General features: G+C 68.0%; 9 protein-coding genes. All 9 read left to right on the top strand.

What is annotated here, in order from left to right; translation table 11 throughout:
* Positions 1-26 precede the first annotated feature (26 nt).
* Complete coding sequence (aztD, locus tag P3102_RS19785) at positions 27-1,205, top strand: zinc metallochaperone AztD (RefSeq protein ID WP_276360710.1); 1,179 nt, start codon at positions 27-29, stop codon at positions 1,203-1,205.
* An 884-nt stretch (positions 1,206-2,089) separates the two neighbouring features.
* Complete coding sequence (locus P3102_RS19780; protein WP_276360708.1) at positions 2,090-3,355, top strand: aspartate kinase; 1,266 nt, start codon at positions 2,090-2,092, stop codon at positions 3,353-3,355.
* Positions 3,352-7,416 carry a Pls/PosA family non-ribosomal peptide synthetase gene (locus P3102_RS19775; RefSeq protein ID WP_276360707.1) on the top strand — a complete coding sequence of 1,355 codons (4,065 nt, stop codon included), beginning with the start codon at positions 3,352-3,354 and terminating at the stop codon, positions 7,414-7,416. Before P3102_RS19780 ends, P3102_RS19775 begins: the two co-directional genes overlap by 4 nt.
* A complete protein-coding gene (locus tag P3102_RS19770) occupies positions 7,413-8,801 on the top strand; it encodes a diaminobutyrate--2-oxoglutarate transaminase family protein (protein ID WP_276360705.1) in 1,389 nt (462 codons plus the stop codon). The genes P3102_RS19775 and P3102_RS19770 overlap by 4 nt, the downstream gene beginning before the upstream one ends.
* A 335-nt stretch (positions 8,802-9,136) precedes the next feature.
* A complete protein-coding gene (map, locus tag P3102_RS19765; RefSeq protein ID WP_276360704.1) occupies positions 9,137-9,955 on the top strand; it encodes a type I methionyl aminopeptidase in 819 nt (272 codons plus the stop codon).
* A gap of 157 nt (positions 9,956-10,112) precedes the next feature.
* Entirely contained in the window at positions 10,113-10,463 is a 351-nt protein-coding gene (locus P3102_RS19760; protein WP_276360702.1) for a beta/gamma crystallin domain-containing protein, read from the top strand.
* Positions 10,464-10,519: 56 nt separating this feature from the next.
* Positions 10,520-15,370, top strand: a complete 4,851-nt coding sequence (locus P3102_RS19755) for a DUF6531 domain-containing protein (protein WP_276360701.1) — start codon at positions 10,520-10,522, stop codon at positions 15,368-15,370.
* Positions 15,371-15,495: 125 nt separating this feature from the next.
* Positions 15,496-15,645, top strand: coding sequence for a hypothetical protein (locus P3102_RS19750; RefSeq protein WP_276360699.1), 150 nt, complete (start codon positions 15,496-15,498; stop codon positions 15,643-15,645).
* 151 nt (positions 15,646-15,796) lie between these two features.
* Positions 15,797-17,536, top strand: a complete 1,740-nt coding sequence (locus tag P3102_RS19745) for a pyruvate dehydrogenase (RefSeq protein ID WP_276360698.1) — start codon at positions 15,797-15,799, stop codon at positions 17,534-17,536.
* Positions 17,537-18,033 lie beyond the last annotated feature (497 nt).

Below are 18,033 nucleotides of genomic sequence, written 5' to 3'. Positions count from 1 at the left end.
TCGGAACAGACGAAAGGCACAGTGAAATGGCACGCAAGACCCGATATCTCGCGCTGATGGCGACGGCGGCGAGCACGCTCGCACTCGCCGCCTGCGGGACCGAACAGCCGCCGGCGGAGGCCGGGAAAGACCCGGCTCCGGCTCCGGCACCGGTCGTCGCCGATCCAGTGGCCGTCACCTATGACGGCGGCATCGTCCTGCTCGACGGGAAGACCTTGAAGGAGGCCAAGAACCTTCCGCTGGAGGGCTTCAACCGGCTCAACCCCGCCGGGAACGACCGGCACCTCCTGGTCTCGACGTCCACCGGGTTCCGGGTCCTGGACGCCGTCGGTGCCGTGCTGACGGACAACGAGGTGAAGGCGGCCAAGCCGGGACACGTCGTCCGGCACGCGGGCAGGACGGTGCTGTTCGCCGACGGAACCGGCGAGGTGACGGTCTTCGACCCGAAGACGATCGGTACCGCGGCCCTGCCCGCGCCGAAGCACAAGACGCCGGAAGCGCATCATGGCGTGGCCGTCGAACTCGCGAACGGTGAGCTGCTCACCACCGTGGGGAACGCGGACAAGCGGTCCGGAATCGTGGTGCTGGACAAGGACAAGAAGGAGATCGCGCGCAACGAGCAGTGCCCCGGCGTGCACGGTGAAGCCGCCGCGCGTGGCGAAGCGGTCGTGGTCGGCTGCCAGACCGGCGCGCTGATCTACCGCAACGGCGTCATCACCAAGGTGACCAGCCCGGATCCCTACGGGCGCATCGGGAACCAGGCGGGCTCGGACGTCTCCCCGATCACCTTGGGCGATTACAAGGTCGACGAAGCGGCCGAACTCGAACGCCCGACCCGGATTTCCTTGATCGACACCGAGAAGGCCACGCTCAAGCACGTCGACATCGGGACGAGCTACACCTTCCGGTCGCTGGCCCGTGGCCCGCAGGGTGAGGCGCTGGTGCTGGGCACCGACGGTCAGATCCACGTGATCGAACCGGTGAGCGGTGCGGTGACGCGGAAGATCCCCGTCCTCGGTACCTGGCAGGAACCGATCGAGTGGCAGCAGCCGCGCCCGGCGATCTTCGTCCGGGGCGGGACCGCCTACGTCACCGATCCCGGCAAGAAGGAGATCCACTCGATCGATCTCGCCTCCGGAGCGAAGACCGCGACCGGCACCGTTCCGGGAACGCCGAACGAGGTGAGCGGCGTCCTCGGGCACTGACCTCGAGCCTGTGCCGTGACGGCCTCCTCGAGGGACCTATTGAGGTAAACGTGTGCGTAGGTCGAAGTCTTGAATGGTCTGATCGCACAGGGACTTCGGAGCGGGCCTCGGCGCCCGGTTTGAGCGCTTCGCGCAGCCTCGCGTACTTCGGCAGGGGTGAGGTCGGGTGTCGCCGGCTGCGCCGGTGTGCCTGAGCCGGACGTGACGACCGTGAGGTACATGAAGGCCCCCTTCCTTGCGCCTAGCGCAAGGAAGGGGGCCTTCATGTACCCCCGGAGGGAATGCGCGGCGGCGGCCTGGCGGGCACAAGGGCCCAGCGGCGGGCCGGGTGGGATTTCACGGCGCTTTCGGTCAGGTGGAGCCACTCGCCGATGGCCTGGTTGGCAGGCCGTCGGCGACCAGGGCCGACACTTCGGTCTCACGCGGCGTCAGTGCGGCCGAGGCATCCGCGTCCGGTTCATCAGCCGGTCGGCGTGGGCGAGGCGAGGGTGGTTCGTCCGGCGGCGGTGCGCGTGGCGGCCGTCAGGTCATCGGGGGGCGCGTCCGGCGTCATACGTAAAAGGATCTCGCGGATTCCGGAGAACAAGAAAATTCGTTCCTCGACGCGGCCGCTCTTTCGAATTTCGAAGCAGCTCGGAATACGTCGTTCTTCCGGTTCGATTCCATCGAACTCCGCTGTTCGCAGCTATAACGTTGCGCGCTGTCATCGGGTTATGACCTGCGAAAAGGCGTCGTCCGGTCTTTGGTACTTACGGAGGTACCCGTTCAAAGTTTCTCGCACTACTTTCCATTCTTGTCGGCCCGAACGCGCAGGACTGAGCCACCGCCGTGGGCTGATTGTCCGAATTCGAACCCGGCCGCCGCGGCGATCACTAAGGAAACTGGTGAATTCTTCTCCGGACCTGGAACTCAGCTTGAACCTGCCTTTGCAGAAGACGCGCAACGAAGGGCCGGTCATACGAAAATACGGTGGATCCTCGCTGGCCACGCCGGGAATGGTGAGCGACGTGGCCGCCGAAGTGGCCGCGATCGCCGAAGCGGGGAACCAGGTGGTCCTGGTCGTGTCGGCCATGGGGGACAGCACCGACAGGCTGATCGCCTTGGCGGGGGAGTTCGCCGAGTCCCCGGATCCACGGGAGCTCGACCAGTTGATGGCGACCGGCGAACAGGTCTCCGCGTCGGTGCTCGCCATGGCGCTGGCCGAGCGCGGGGTCCGGGCCGTGTCGTTGTCCGGTGACCAAGCGGGGATCGAGGTGGCCGGCGAACCCGGGGCCGGGACCATCGCGCGGGTCGACACCGGCAAGATCCTCACGCGGCTGCGTGACTCGCAGGTCGTCGTGGTCGCCGGTTTCCAGGGGCGGAACGCCGACGGCGAACTGCTGACCATGGGCAGAGGTGGTTCCGACACCACCGCGGTGGCGCTCGCGGCCGCGCTCGGCGGTGCCGAATGCGAGATCCGCACCGACGTCCACGGCGTTCGCACGGCCGACCCCCGGATCGTCCCGGACACGCGTCCCGTCCGGACGATCTCCTACGACGCCATGGTGGAACTCGCCGAACTCGGGGCCCGCGTGCTGCATCCCAGATCCGTGGAGCTCGCGCGGCGACATGGGGTGGCGGTGCGGGTGACGCATTCCTCGGAGACCGGTCCCTCCACCGTCGTCACGGCGGGGGAATCGTCGCTGGAAGGCACTCCGCGGGTCATCGGCATCGCACACGAACGCGATGTGCGGTTGGTCAGGGTCGAGGTCTCCGCCGACGGTCCGGATCACTACGCCCGCGTGCTCACCCTGCTCGCGAGATGCGGGGTGAGACCGGACAACCTGAGCTGGCCCGATCCCGGCGAACTCCGCTTCATCGTCCGGGGTTCCGAGCCACCCCGCCTGCCGATCGCCGAACTCGCGACGGAGCTGGACGCCCGCTCCTCGGTTCGGGACGAGCTCGGCTCGGTCTCCGTGGTCGGCACCGCGCTGCTCGACCCACCCGGGTTCCTGCCCCGGTTGCTGCGGGTCCTCGCCGACCACCGGGTCACGGTGCCGGCGCTGACGACGTCGCAGTCGCGTCTCACCGCGGTGATCCCCGCCGAAGCCGTCGACACCACGGTCCGCGCCCTGCACGACTCGTTCGGCTTGGCCGAGGACGGGACATGAGCCCGTACGGACAACCGTCGGGTTTGTTCACCACCGATGGCCTGGTCCTGACCTGCGACGGCCACGAACAGCGGATTCGATGGCGGGTCGGCGACCGGCTCGAGCAGTTGTACGAGCGGCTCTGCGACCGGCTGCGCGCCGAGGATCTCGGAGATCGCCTCGCGGTGGACGCAGGGGACACGAAGCTCACCTTCACCGGACTGGACGAGCGGGCCAATCGACTCGCTCGCCACTTGCGGGCGCGTGGGGTGCGGCCCGGCGACCGGATCGGGTTGCTGTTCGACGAACCGGTTCATCCCTACGTGGCGATGCTGGCCGTGCTCAAGGTCAACGCGGCGTATGTGCCGTTGGACGCGGGTTTCCCGGACGACCGCCTGGCGTACATCGTCCGCGACGCCGGTGTCCGGCTGGTGGTGTCGCTCTCCGGTCTGCGCGACCGGTTCGAACCCGGCAGCGTCGAGCTGGTCTGCCTCGACGAGGACGCGGACCGGATCGCCACCCTCCCGGGTGAACGACTCAGCGCGGCCGAGAAGGGCACTCCGGCGGACGAACTCTGTTACGTCGTCTACACGTCCGGCTCGACCGGGCGGCCGAAGGGTGTGACGATCGACCACGCCTCGATCTGCAATTTCGTCAGCGTCGCCGCCGACGTGTACGGCATCCGGGGCACCGACCGGATGTACCAGGGCATGACGATCGCGTTCGACTTCTCGGTCGAGGAGATCTGGGTGCCGTTGCTGTGCGGCGCGACGCTCGTGCCCAAGCCCGGCGGTGCGGCGCTCGTCGGCCACGATCTCCTCGAATTCCTGCGGGAGCACCGGATCACCGCGCTGGCCTGCGTTCCGACCCTGCTGGCCAGCCTCGACGAAGATCTGCCACGGCTCCGTTTCCTCCTGGTGTCCGGAGAAGCCTGCCCCGAAGACCTCGTGCGCCGCTGGTACCGAGCGGACAGACGGTTCCTCAACGTCTACGGCCCGACCGAGGCCACGGTCACCGCGACGTGGTCGGTACTGCGCCCGGACCGGCCGGTGACCATCGGGGTGCCCCTGCCCACCTATTCGGTCGTCATCCTCGATCCGGCCGAGCCGAGGGCGCTGGCCGCGGGTGAGCTGGGGGAGATCGGCATCGCCGGGATCGGTCTCGCCGGGGGATACCTGAACCGTCCCGACCTCACCGAGCGGGCGTTCATCCCGGACTTCCTCGGCATCGGATCCAACCCCTCCCACCGCATCTACCGCACCGGCGACCTCGGCCGGATCACCCCGGACGGGGAGATCGAGTACCACGGGCGGGCCGATACCCAAGTGAAGATCCGCGGTTACCGCGTCGAGCTCACCGAGATCGAATCGGTCCTGCTCCGGATTCCCGGGATCGCCCAGGCGGTGGTCGAAACCCACCATCCGGACATCGGAACGACCGAACTGGTCGCCTACTACAGCCTGCGGCACGACGGGTCGGACATCGATCCCGCAGAACTTCGCCGTCGCCTGGCGGAACTGCTGCCGGGCTACATGGTGCCCGCCTATCTGGAACGACTAGACCACATCCCGCTGACACCGGCGGGCAAAGCCGACCGCAAGAACCTTCCGGCGCCCAGCAGCCCGCGAAGATCCGCGAGCGATGTCGGCTACGTGGCACCGGCCACCGAGACGGAACTCCATCTGGCGGAGGCGTGGGAACGGGTCCTCGGGATCGAGCGCATCTCGGCGACGGGACATTTCTTCGACGATTACGGCGCCGACTCCCTGCTGCTGGCGAAGTTCTGCGCGCTGGTGCGGGAACGCGGCGACGTCGCGCCGTTGTCGGCGAAGGACGTGTACCTCAATCCCACCGTTCGCGATCTCGCGGAATCGGTTCCCACCTCGGCCCAGGGCACGGTCGCCCGCGCCGAAGAGCCGCGCCGGGCGTCCACGGCGTCATATGTCCTCTGTGGAGTGTTTCAGCTCCTGGCCTTCCTCGCCTACGCCGCCGGCTCCGGCTGGCTCCTGGACACGGGATTCACCTGGCTCGCCGCCGCGACCGGACTCGTCGTCGGTTACGCGCGGGCTGTCGGTCTTGGGCTCGCCGTGTTCGTTGTTCTCTCCGTGGTGCCGGTCCTGGCGAAGTGGGCGCTCGTCGGACGGTGGAAGCCGGGAGAGTTCCCGCTGTGGGGGCCCGGGTATCTGCGCTTCTGGACGGTCAAGACGCTCATCAGGTTCAGTCCGCTGATGTTGTTCACCGGCACGCCGTTGTACTCCTGGTACCTGCGGGCACTCGGTGCGGACATCGGCAAGGGTGCCGTGATCCTTTCCCGGAATCCGCCGATCTGCACCGATCTGCTCAGCGTCGGCGACGGGGCGGTCATCCGGAAGGACGCCTACTTCTCGTGCTATCGCGCGAGAACGGGCAGGATCCAGACCGGCCGGGTCACCCTGGGCGATCACGCCTTCGTCGGTGAGATGACCGTGCTCGACATCGCCACGACACTGGGCGACAACGCACAACTGGGTCACTCGTCGTCCTTGACCGCCGGACAGTCCGTCCCCGAGGGTGAGAGCTGGCACGGGTCGCCGGCCCGTCCGTCCACCGTGGACTACCGTGCACTGCCGACCGGCCCACCCGGCAGGTTCAGACCTTTCGTCTTCAGCGCCTTCAGTCTGCTGCTCCTCTTGCTGGTGACGCTTCCCGTGACGCTGGGCGGCGCGGACGTGCTCACCGAGCGACTGTTCACGAAGACGGTGGACTTCACGAGCTGGACCTTCTATCGCGGCCAGATCGCCTACTCGGCGCTGGTGTATTTCGGGGCACTGTTCGCCGGGCTGGCCGTCGTCCTCACGATTCCGCGTCTGCTCGGCCTGTTCCTCCGGCCGGACCGGGTCTACCCGCTCTACGGGAGGCATTTCGCGATCCAGCGGATGATCGCGCGGCTGACCAACCTGCGTGCGTTCACCTACCTGTTCGGCGACAGCAGCTACATCGTGCACTACCTGCGCGCGCTGGGGTACGACCTGTCGAAGGTCCAGCAGACCGGATCCAACTTCGGGGTCGAGGTCAAGCACGAGACGCCGTTCCTCAGCACGGTCGGCACCGGGACGATGGTCTCGGACGGCCTTTCGCTGCTCAACGCGGACTTCTCCGCCTCGTCGTTCCGGCTGCGGAGGACCGCCGTCGCACCTCAGGCTTTCCTGGGCAACGAGATCGCCTACCCCCCGGACGCGCGGATCGGCCGGAACTGTCTGCTGGCCACCAAAGTTCTCGTCCCATTGGACGGGCCGATCAGGGAGAACGTCGGTCTGCTCGGGTCACCCGCGTTCGAGATCCCCCGGACCGTCCGCCGTGACACCGCGTTCGACCATCTCGGCACCGGGGACGCCCTGCGCCGGGGTCTGCGAGCGAAGAACCGGCACAACACCGTCACGCTTTTCGTGTATCTACTGGTGCATTGGCTCCACCTACTCGGAGTCCTGCTGATCGGCGCGGCGGCCGGGGTCCTGCACGAGCGGTTCGGTCCACTCGCCATCGGTGCCGGAATCGTGGCGACGCTGATGTTCTCGGTCTCGTTCCTCATGCTCGCGGAACTCGGTGTGCAGGGCTTCCGGAAGATGCGGCCGCGATTCTGCTCGATCTACGATCCGGCCTTCTGGCGGCACGAACGGTTCTGGAAGCTCAGCCCCGCCCGCTACCTCGCGTTGTTCGACGGGACACCGGTCAGACCCTTTCTGCTGCGCTGCCTCGGCGTCCGGATCGGACACCGTGTCTTCGACGACGGATGCGCGATCCCGGAGCGGTCGTTGGTGAGCATCGGCGACGACTGCGTGCTCAACCTGCACACCGTCGTCCAAGGACATTCGCTCGAAGACGGCTTGTTCAAGTCCGACTACATCACCATCGGCGCGGGGTGCACGATCAGCACCGGTGCGTTCGTCCACTATGGAGTGACGATGGCGGAGGGGGTGATCGCCGAGGCCGACGCGTTCTTGATGAAGGGCACGGCGGCCCCGGCACGAACCCGCTGGCACGCCAATCCGGCGGTCGAACTCGACCCGGCGGAAGAGATCACCGCGGTAAGGAGACTGCCATGACGCACACCCCCACGGCGAGGCAGACGCCTCACGTCGAGGGCACCTTGCCCGGTCCGCGCTCGGCCGAGTTCCTCGAACACCAGCGACAGTGGGAATCCAGCGCGCGGGCGTACCCGCGCCACCTGCCGATCGCGATCGCGGGCGGACAGGGCAGCTATCTGCGGGACATGGACGGGAACGTCTTCCTCGACTTCCTGGCGGGCGCGGGTGTGCTGTCTCTCGGCCACAACCATCCCGAACTGGTGCACGCGGCCACCGAACAACTGCACGTGCTCACCCACGGCCTGGACTTCCCGACGCCGGCCAAACGGGACTTCGTCGACGCCCAGCTGTCCATGCTGCCCGCCGAACTGCGTTCGCGGATGCGGATGCACTTCTGCGGTCCCGGTGGGGCCAATGCCGTGGACGCCGCGATCAAGCTCTGCAAGACCGCGACCGGACGAGGCGACCTGGTCTCGTTCCAGGGCGGTTTCCACGGCTCGAGTCACGCGGCGATGGCGTTGACCGGCCTCGTCGCCCAGAAACGGCCGATCGCCAACGGCGTTCCCGGTGTGCACTTCTTCCCGTACTCCTATTGCGCCCGGTGCCCGGTGGGCCTTTCGCCGGACACCTGCGAAACCAACTGCGTGGGCTTGCTGGAGCGGTCCCTGCGCGATCCCAACGGCGGGATTCCCCTTCCCGCCGCGGTGATCCTCGAAATGGTGCAGGGCGAAGGCGGGATCATCCCGGCGGACCGCGACTTCGTGCGGCGTATCCGCGCGCTGACCACGGAGCTGGACATCCCGCTCGTCGTCGACGAGGTGCAGACCGGCTGCGGCCGCACCGGAACGTGGTTCGCGTTCGAGCACTACGACATCGAACCCGACGTGATCATCGCCTCGAAGGCTCTGAGCGGAATGGGACTGCCGGTGGCGGTGATCTTCTACGACCAGCGGCTCGACGGCTGGGCACCGGGCGCGCATACGGGCACCTTCCGGGGGAACCAGGCCGCGTTCGCCGCCGGGACCGCGGCCGTCCGGATCGTCCGGCGGGACGACGTGCTGGGCAATGTCCGGAGCCGAGGGCGGCAGCTCGAACTACGTCTCAGCGCCCTGTGCGGTCACCCGTGGGTCTGTGAGGTTCGAGGCCTTGGCCTGATGCAGGGGATCGAACTCGCCGATCCGCGCGACGGCCGCCCGGCAGGCGGCTACGCGCGCGCCGTGCAGGCGTACGCGCTGCGGCAAGGACTGATCGTCGAACTCGGCGGCCGCGAAGACGGCGTGATCCGGCTGATGCCCCCGCTCACCGTGACCGCCGAGGAGATCGACCTCGCCTGCGACATCCTCATCGAGGCGATCGAGCGCTGCGGTCCGGTGTCCCCGGTGTCACCTCAGGGACCCTATTGAGAGGCAAGGGCCAAGAGGGCCTTGGATACTTATACGCCTGAGGTACATGAAGGCCCCCTTCCTTGCGCTAGGCGCAAGGAAGGGGCCTTCATGTACCAACTACGGCGGCGGCATAGCGGGCACTGGAGTCGACGAGACAATCGGTGCGGCAGGGTTCGCACAAGACACGTTTGCCCTATCCCTCACTGCCCGCGGGCAGACGACAGGCGTGTCCAGATGGACGACACGCGTGATCGGGTGGACGACACGGGGGCAGGATCCGGCCTGCTTGGTATTATCATACCGGCGGTGTTAGGGTGCCGGTATAATAATACCACCGGCCACGCGAGGACCCCATGATCGAACTGAAGACGCCCGCCGAGATCGACCGCATGCACGTGACCGGGCGTTTCGTCGCCGAGGTGCTCACCGAGGTCGGCAGGCTCGCCGACGTCGGCGTCAACCTGATGGACCTGGAACACCACGTACGCGGCATGATCCGGCGACGCGGGGCGGAGTCGTGCTACTGGGACTACGCGCCGTCCTTCGGCAAGGGGCCGTTCCGCAACGTCGTCTGCCTGGCGGTCAACGACGCCGTCCTGCACGGCCTGCCCCACGACTACACGCTGCGCGACGGGGACGTGCTCACCGCGGATCTGGCGGTGAAGATCGACGGTTGGGCGGCCGACTCGGCGCGCACGGTCATCGTCGGGACGCCCGCCGAAGAGGACCTGCGGATCATCCGCGCCACCGAAGAGGCGCTGGAGGCGGCGATCGAAGTGGCGCGTCCCGGCAACCGTCTGGGTGACATCTCCGCGGCCATCTGGGCGGTCGCCCGCGACTACGGCTATCCGGTGAACACCGAGTTCGGCGGCCACGGCATCGGCCGCACCATGCACGAGGAACTCCACATCCCCAACAAGGGCAAAGCGGGCCGCGGCCTGAAGCTCAGGCCGGGGCTGACCGTCGCGCTCGAGCCCTGGTTCGCCCGCACGACCGACAAGATCATCTTCGACGACGACGGCTGGACCATCCGTTCCGCCGACGGCTCACGCACGGCCCACTCCGAGCACACGGTGGCCATCACCGAAGACGCCCCCTTGGTGCTCACCCGGCGCGAGCACGAGGCCTCCGTCACCCCTTTGTCCACAAAGGACTCTCAACGCGCCGAGTGATCTTCGGCACGCCCTTTGCCTTTTCGGACAGCGTCGAGGTGCACAACAGGCGGCGTCGCGATCATTTCGTTCCTCGCCACCCGAGCGTGGATACGCTCGTCCATGCCCAGTGCGGCAACCGGGCGACCACTCCTGCGAGGAAGGAAATCCTGCCACCGTGCGAAAGAGTCTCAAGAGGCTTTCGGTCGTCGGCGCGGCCGCCCTCGGCCTGCTCGTCGCGATTCCCGCCAGCCCCGCCTTCGCCATCGGCGAGGTCGCCTGTGGTGACAGGGACGACTTCCTGAAACTGGACATCTCGTTCGGAAACGGGATGGGTACCAACCGGTGCTTCGCCAACGGCGGCGTCACGGGCACGAACATCGGTGGCGTCTACAACATCTTCTCGGGCAACAACAAGGCGACCGTCAACTACGAACGGAACGGCCGGTACGAGTCGACCACTCTCGGATACCGGCAGGGGGTCGGCTTTCCCGGGACCGTTCGGGTGTACGAGGTGCGCATCTGGTGACGCTCGTCTGAACCGGTGTCGGCCGCGGCCGTTCCGGCTCATGCTTGAATCAAGCCATGAGCAATCCGTTGGTCGCGCCGGTCAAGGACTCGACGACGGCGGTGTCGGGCGTGCCGTTGCTGGAGGGCGCGCTCGACCTGAAGTCGGCGATCGAGAGCGGTGACTGGGCTTCGGTCGCCATGGGCGCGGTGGGCACCGCGCTGGACGCGCTGACGGCCGTGATGGATCCGTTCGGCGCGGTTTTCGCCGCCGGCGTGGGCTGGTTGATCGAGCACGTGGGCCCGTTGAAGGAGGCCCTCAACGCGCTCGCCGGCAACGCGGACGAGATCGCGGCACAGGCGGAGACCTGGACGAACATCGCCAAGGAACTCGGGACCGTTTCGGTCGAGCTGGTGGATCTGGTCGACAAGGACCTCGGTAGCTGGACGGGAGAAGCGGCCGACGCGTACCGCAAACAGGCCCAGAACACCTCCACGCTGATCGAAAGCGCGCAGAAGGGGAGCGAAGGCGCGGGCAGCGGGGTGAAGACGGCGGGGGAAGTCGTCGCCGCGGTCCGGACGCTGGTCCGGGACATCATCGCCGAACTCATCGGACACCTGATCTCGTGGGCGCTGCAGGTGGTGTTCACGCTCGGCATCGGCTTGGCGTGGGTGGTGCCGCAGGTGGTGGCGGCGGTGGCGAAGACCGCGTCGAAGATCGCCGGCCTCACCACGAAGCTGGTGAAGGCGCTCAAGGGCCTGGTCCCGCTGTTGAAGAAGGCGGACGACCTGTTCGCCGACGCCGGGAAGGCGTTGAAGAACCTCAAGGGCGGGACGGTCAAGCCGTCCGGCAAGCCCAAGGACCTCAACGTCGAAGCACCCGGGCCGAAGCCCAAACCAAGAGCCGAGGACGACGGCACCAGTCCTTCCGGTGACCACACCGGCCCGTCCGGCGACAAGGGCGGCTCCGGCGGGGACAGGGGTGGTCCGGGCGGCGGGGACAAGAACGGCAACACCGGTCCGACGGGGGACAACGTCACCCCCTCGGGGGCAGGCGGCAGCCGTGGTGGCGGAAGCAACGGGAGCCCGCCCCCGGCCCGCACCGACCCGCCGCCCAAGCAGACCGCGCCCGACGAGATGAACCTCTGCGGCGACCCGATCGACATCGCCACCGGCGAGGTCGTGATGGTGCAGGACGATCTGTCACTGGCCGGACCGCTGCCGATCCGGATCCGCCGCACGCACATGTCGAGCTATCGGGCGGGCACCGGCTTCGGCCGCTCCTGGGCGTCGACCGCCGATCTGCGGCTGGAGCTCACCGCCGACCACGCCCGGTTCTTTTCCGACGACGGCACGGCCCCGGCGTTCCCGTTGCCAGAGCCGGGGCGGCCGACGGAATCACCGGCCGGACCTTCGCGAGCACTGCTCGTGGACGAGATGGGCACCTACCGGCTGGAGACGTGGGATTCCGGGATCACCTTGTACTTCGCCCCGGTCCCGGGCGCGCCGTCGCGAGTGCTGCCGCTGACCGCGTTCGAACTCGGCGAGGACGGGCCTCGGATCGAGGTCGACCACGACGTCGACGGCGCGGGTGTGCGCTGGCGGCATTCCGATGGACGGGTGCTGGAGATCGACCGTTCCCGCGGCCGGATCCAAGCCCTGCGGATGACCGATCCGGTGCGGGACCAGAACGTCGTCGTCATGCGCTACGGCTACGACGACGCGGGCAACCTCACCGAGGTGACCAACTCCTCCGGCCGGGCCCTGCGGTTCGGCTACGACCCGGACGGCCGGCTGGCAGAATGGCAGGACCGCAACGGGATCTGGTACCGCTACGTCTACGACGCGGCCGGACGTTGTGTGCGCACGGTCGGGGACCGCGGGTTCCTCGACTGCACTTTCGAATACGAGCCCAGGCGAACGCGCTACACGGATTCTCTCGGCCACGTCACGGTCTTCGAACTCGACGCCGCGCATCACGTGGTGCGTGAGACGGATCCGCTCGGCGCGACCACCGTCTTCACCTGGGACGAGCGGGACCGGATGCGGTCGAAGACCGATCCGCTCGGCCGGACCACCCGGTTCACCTACAACGCCGAGGGCGAGATCTCGAAGGTCACCCGGCCCGACGGCAGTGTCGTGCTGGTGAACCGGTCCGACGACGGCGCGGTCGACGGACTGGTGGCCGACGAAGGCGACCACACCCGCTATCGGGCCTACCCGGACGGCATGGGGCCGGACCCGCGGCAGGATCCGGTCGGCGTTTCCGGCTCGATCAATCTCGAGACCGGCCCGGGTGCCGACGACACCGGGACCGAGGACCACGACCTGTTCGGCAGGCCGCGTTCGGTCCCGCACGGCAGGGGGCGGGCCCGGATCGGCTGGACCGTGGAGGGGCTGCGGGCCTGGCGGGTCGGTTCGCTGAGCGAGCGGCAGAGCTGGCGCTACGACAGCGAAGGCAACGAGATCGAGCACGTCGACCCGGCGGGGCGCGCGACCCGCCGCGAGTATGGCCCATTCGACATGCTGACCGCGGAGATCGATCCGGCGGGCGGGCGGACCCAGTACGCCTATGACACCGAGCTGCGGCCGGTCGTGGTGACCAACCCCAACGGGTTGGCCTGGACTTACGAATACGATCCCGCCGGCCGTCTTATCCGGCAGACCGATTTCGACGGCCGGGCGCACACCTACGCCTACGACGCGGCCGGGCAGCTCGTCCGGTCCGTCGACCCAGCCGGGCGAGTCACGGAGTACGGCTACGACCTGATCGGCAACCTGGTCCGGATCCGCACCGACGGCACGGAGACCAACTACGCCTACGACGTGGTGGGCGAACTGGTCCGTGCGGACGACGGCGAGTCCGTGGTGGAGTTCGAACGGGACGACAACGGCCGGATGGTGCGTACGGTCACCGATGGGCTGGAAGTGGTCTTCGCGTACGACTCCGCGGAAGGGACCATCAGTCGTCGAACCCCTTCCGGCGCGACCAGTGTGTGGTCCTTCGACAAGGAGGAGCGGCCGAGCGCGCTGTCGACCGGGGAGCACGTCGTCGACTACGTCTACGACGCCGAAGGCCGTCCGATCGAGCGGCGTGTGGACCGGGGCGCCCGGCTGCGGCAGCAGTTCGACGCCGACGACCGGATCATCGGCCAGACCCTCACCGACGCGGCGGGCACCGTGCTGCGGCACCGCGAGTTCGCCAGGTCCGCCGACGGCGACCTCACCGCGATCCGCGACGCCGCGGGCGGTGAATCCTTCGGACGCGACGCGGCCGGGCGGATCACCACCCACCTGGTCGACACCGTGCGCGAGGACATCGCCTACGACCGGGCGGGCAAGGTCGTGCGGTGGGCCACCACGAACGTCGCGTACCCCGAGGCCGGGCCGCGCACCTACGACCGCAACACGATCACGGGCGCCGGAGCGGTCCGCTACGAGCACGACGGGAGCGGACGGCGTACCGCCCGGCGCGAAGGCGACCGGATCTGGCGGTACGAATGGGACGCGCGCAACCGGTTGACCGGTCTCACCACGCCGGACGGCCGCCGCTGGCGGTACCGCTACGACCCGCTCGGCCGTCGCACGGTGAAGGAATTGCTCGCCCCGGACGGCCGGGTCGCCGAGCGGACGCGCTTCGTCTGGGACGGCAACTCGCTGATCGAGCAGGCGCACACCGGCCCGGCGGGTGTCACCGTGACCACCTGGGAACGGCGGCCGGACACCGAGGAACCCGTCACCCAGACCGAACACGGCAACACGCCTGCCCGGTTCCGCGCTTTCGTGAACGACACCATCGGTACCCCGACCGACCTGCTCGACCCGCTCGGCACCCCGAGCTGGAGCGGCCGCTGGACGCTGTGGGGCATGCCGTTGACCGGGTTCCCGGGTACGCCGCTGCGGTTCCCCGGCCAGTACCTCGACGCGGAAAGCGGGCTGCACTACAACCTGCACCGCTACTTCGACCCGGCCACCGCTCGATACCTCAGCCAGGATCCGCTCGGCCTCCCCGCCGGGCCCGATCCGGCCGGTTACCCGCACGACCCGACCTCGGGCTCGGATCCACTCGGCCTGGTGTGGTGCCCCAAGAAACGCAAGCACGTCGACGGCCCGGACACCAGCGGGGCCGGGCACAACGCGGGCAACACCGGTGGCAGCGCGAAACGTCCGCGTACCGAGAACGACAACGCCAACCGCGGCGGCCGCACCAAGAACCAGGCGGGCACCACCGAAGAGGTCCGGGCCACCTACGACAAGAACTCCACCCGCGGGAAGGACTTCGTCAACACGCCGGACCCCAAGCAGGTCACCGACGTGGACGCGTTGAACAAGAACGCGATCATCCGCAACAAGACGGACCAGAACGGGGAGGTGTACGGGGAGAACAACCTGAGCGACAAGCTGGTGGAAACCCTGGAGAACACCCCGAAGAGGAATCCCAAGCCGGGCGAGAGCCCGTTCCTGAGCGCCGACGAGAAGTGGATCCGCGGTCACCTCGAGAACGGTGACATGGGCGGGCCGGGCACCGCGGACAACATGATCCCGCTGACCCACACCGCGAACATGAACTACAAGAAGCTCGAATCGAGCCTGCAGACCTACGTCGACCTCAAGAACGCCCTGGCGAACCGGGACGCCTCCGACATCGGCATCGACTTCCGGGTCAAGCCCAGCGACGAGGTGAAGTTCCCCCAATCGCCCAACGACTTCGAACGCGGCATCCGCACCCACATCGAGATCAACACCCAGTACACCGGGATCACCCCGGACATCGCCAAACGGCTGATGGACAGCAAGATGGACGTCCCGTTGCCGGATCTGCCCCCGCTGGGGACCGAGTTCGACACCATCAGCGGCAAGTTCACCAAACCCGACGGCACCGAGTGGATCAAGAACCCGAAGGGCCATGACCTGAGTCAGTACCTGTGACCGCGAGGGCGAAGCCGCGTCCCTGGGGAAGATTCGAGGGAAATCTCCGAATACGGCGCGTCACCACGACGCGGCCGTTAGAGTGAATGGTCGCTGTAGTCGTCACCCTTGAGGAGCAGTAGGCCATGATCGCCGAAAGCGTGAACCAGCAGAGCGTGACCTTCCCGCAGGAAGCCACGCCGATCTTCGACCTGGTCGCGAAGATGGTGTCGCGCACGCAGACGGAAGACGAGCACGACCTCGGCCGTGAAACCGGTCTGGCGACCACCGCGTAGCTCCCCGCGAAGAGAAGTCGATCAGGCGGCGTGTCCGCGTGGAGGCGGAGTTCAGCGATCTTCAGCCGGGCGTCGGACAAGTCCTGCGAGGCAGGGCGCTCACGTGGATCATGAAGGGCAGTCCTACCGCCGGAGTACCGAAGGGGTCGTGATGGCCAAGCCCACCGTCGCCGAGCAGTTCGTCCAAATCCTGGTGCAGGCCGGGGTGGAACGGATCTACGGCGTGGTCGGGGACAGCCTCAACCCCGTCGTCGACGCGATCCGCCGCACTCCGGGCATCGAGTGGGTGCACGTACGGAACGAGGAGGCGGGCGCGTTCGCCGCGGCCGCCGAGGCCCAGCTGACCGGAAAGCTCGCGGTGTGCGCCGGCAGCTGCGGTCCCGGCAACACGCATCTGGTGCAGGGCCTTTACGACGCGCACCGCACCGGTGCCCCGGTCCTCGCGCTCGCCTCGCACATCCCGTCCGCCCAGATCGGGACCGGGTTCTTCCAGGAGACCCATCCCGAACGGCTGTTCGTCGATTGCAGTGGCTACTGCGAGCAGATCAGCCGTCCCGCTCAGCTGCCCAGGGTGTTGCGTATCGCCATGCAGCACGCGTTGTCCCGCGGCGAGGTGTCGGTGCTGGTGCTGCCCGGCGACGTCGCGCACCTCGAGGCCGCGGCGCCCACCGGGAGCGGGGTGCCGGTCACCGAACACGGCACGGTCGTGCCGCCCGAGCCCCAGGTGGCGCGGCTCGCCGAGTTGATCAACGAGGCCGAGACCGTCACGGTGTTCGCCGGTGCCGGGGTGCGCGGCGCGCACGCCGAGGTGATGGAACTGGCCGCGACCGTCCAGGCGCCGGTCGGCCACAGCCTGCGCGGCAAGGAATGGATCCAGTACGACAATCCCTACGACGTCGGAATGAGCGGACTGCTCGGCTACGGCGCCTGCTACCGGGCCATGCACGATGCCGATCCGCTGCTCCTGCTGGGCACCGACTTCCCTTACGACTCCTTTCTTCCTCAGGCCCGGACGGTGCAGGTCGACCACGACGCGACCCGGCTCGGCCGCCGTACCCCGCTCGAATCGGCGGTACACGGTGACGTGCGGGAGACCTTGCGAGCCGTACAGCCGCTCCTGCGGCGCAAGACCGATCGGACGTTCCTGGATCGCATGCTGCGTGAGCACTGCAAGACCCTGGAAAAGGTCGTCGACGCCTACACTCGCGACGTCGAACGGCACATTCCCATCCACCCGGAGTTCGCCGCGGACCTGCTGGACGAACTGGCCGCGGACGACGCGATCTTCACGGTGGACACCGGCATGTGCAACGTGTGGGCCGCCCGGTACCTCACTCCGAACGGGCGCCGCCGGGTCATCGGATCGTTCCTGCACGGCACCATGGCCAACGCGCTGCCGCACGCCATCGGCGCACAGTTCGCCTATCCGGGACGCCAGGTCGTGTCGATGTCCGGCGACGGCGGACTCGGCATGCTGCTCGGCGAACTGCTCACCGTGGCCTTGCACGACCTTCCGATCAAGATCGTGACGTTCAACAACTCCTCGCTGGGCATGGTGAAGCTGGAGATGCTGGTCGACGGCCTGCCCGATCACCAGACCGACCACCGCCCGGTCGACTTCGCCGCCATCGCCGGCGGTGCCGGCCTGCGAGCCGAACGGGTGACCGACCCGACCCGGCTGCGAGCGGCCCTCGAGGAAGCGCTGAGTCACGACGGCCCCGCGCTGGTGGACGTCGTGACCGACCCGAACGCGTTGTCCGTCCCACCGCACATCACCGCCGGTCAGCTCGGTGGATTCGCGTTGGCCGCGAGCAAGGTCGTCCTCGAAGGCGGTGTCGGCCGGATGATCGATCTCGCCCGTGCCAACCTGCGCAACATCCCTCGGCCCTGAGCGGAGACCGCGACCTCGGCGCAGCGAGCGAAAAGTGCTGCGCAGATCGACGATCCACGCGTCCGGGTTCTCCCACGGTCCGAAATGGCCACCCTTCCGGTGGACGTTCACCTGGCGGACGTCGGCGTAGAAGTGACCGGCCCCTTTCTTGAACGTGGCGATGCGCTGGTCGCGGTCGTGGGCTCCCGGCGGTGCGGCGTCACCGAGGTGGAAGGTGAATCCCGTCGGGGCCTCGACCGCCGGGGTCAGGTCGTGCGACGGCTGCCACGGATGGCGATTGGCGTTCTTGTAGACGCGAATCGAAGAGCCGATGGCCTGGTTGACCCAATAGATCGTCGCGTTGGTGAGGATGTGGTCCATCGGGTAGGCGTCCTCGAACACCCCGTTCCGATCACTCCACTTCTTCCATCGCTTCAGGATCCAGGCGAGCAGCCCGATCGGGGAATCGTTGAGGCCGTGCGTGATCGTCTGGCCGTCGAGCATGTGCACCGCGACAT

Origin of the sequence: Amycolatopsis sp. QT-25, from assembly GCF_029369745.1 — a bacterium.
In the GTDB taxonomy this organism is placed as follows: domain Bacteria; phylum Actinomycetota; class Actinomycetes; order Mycobacteriales; family Pseudonocardiaceae; genus Amycolatopsis.
The sequence above is the reverse complement of the archived record's forward strand: the minus strand, read 5'-3'. Positions and strand labels throughout refer to the sequence as shown.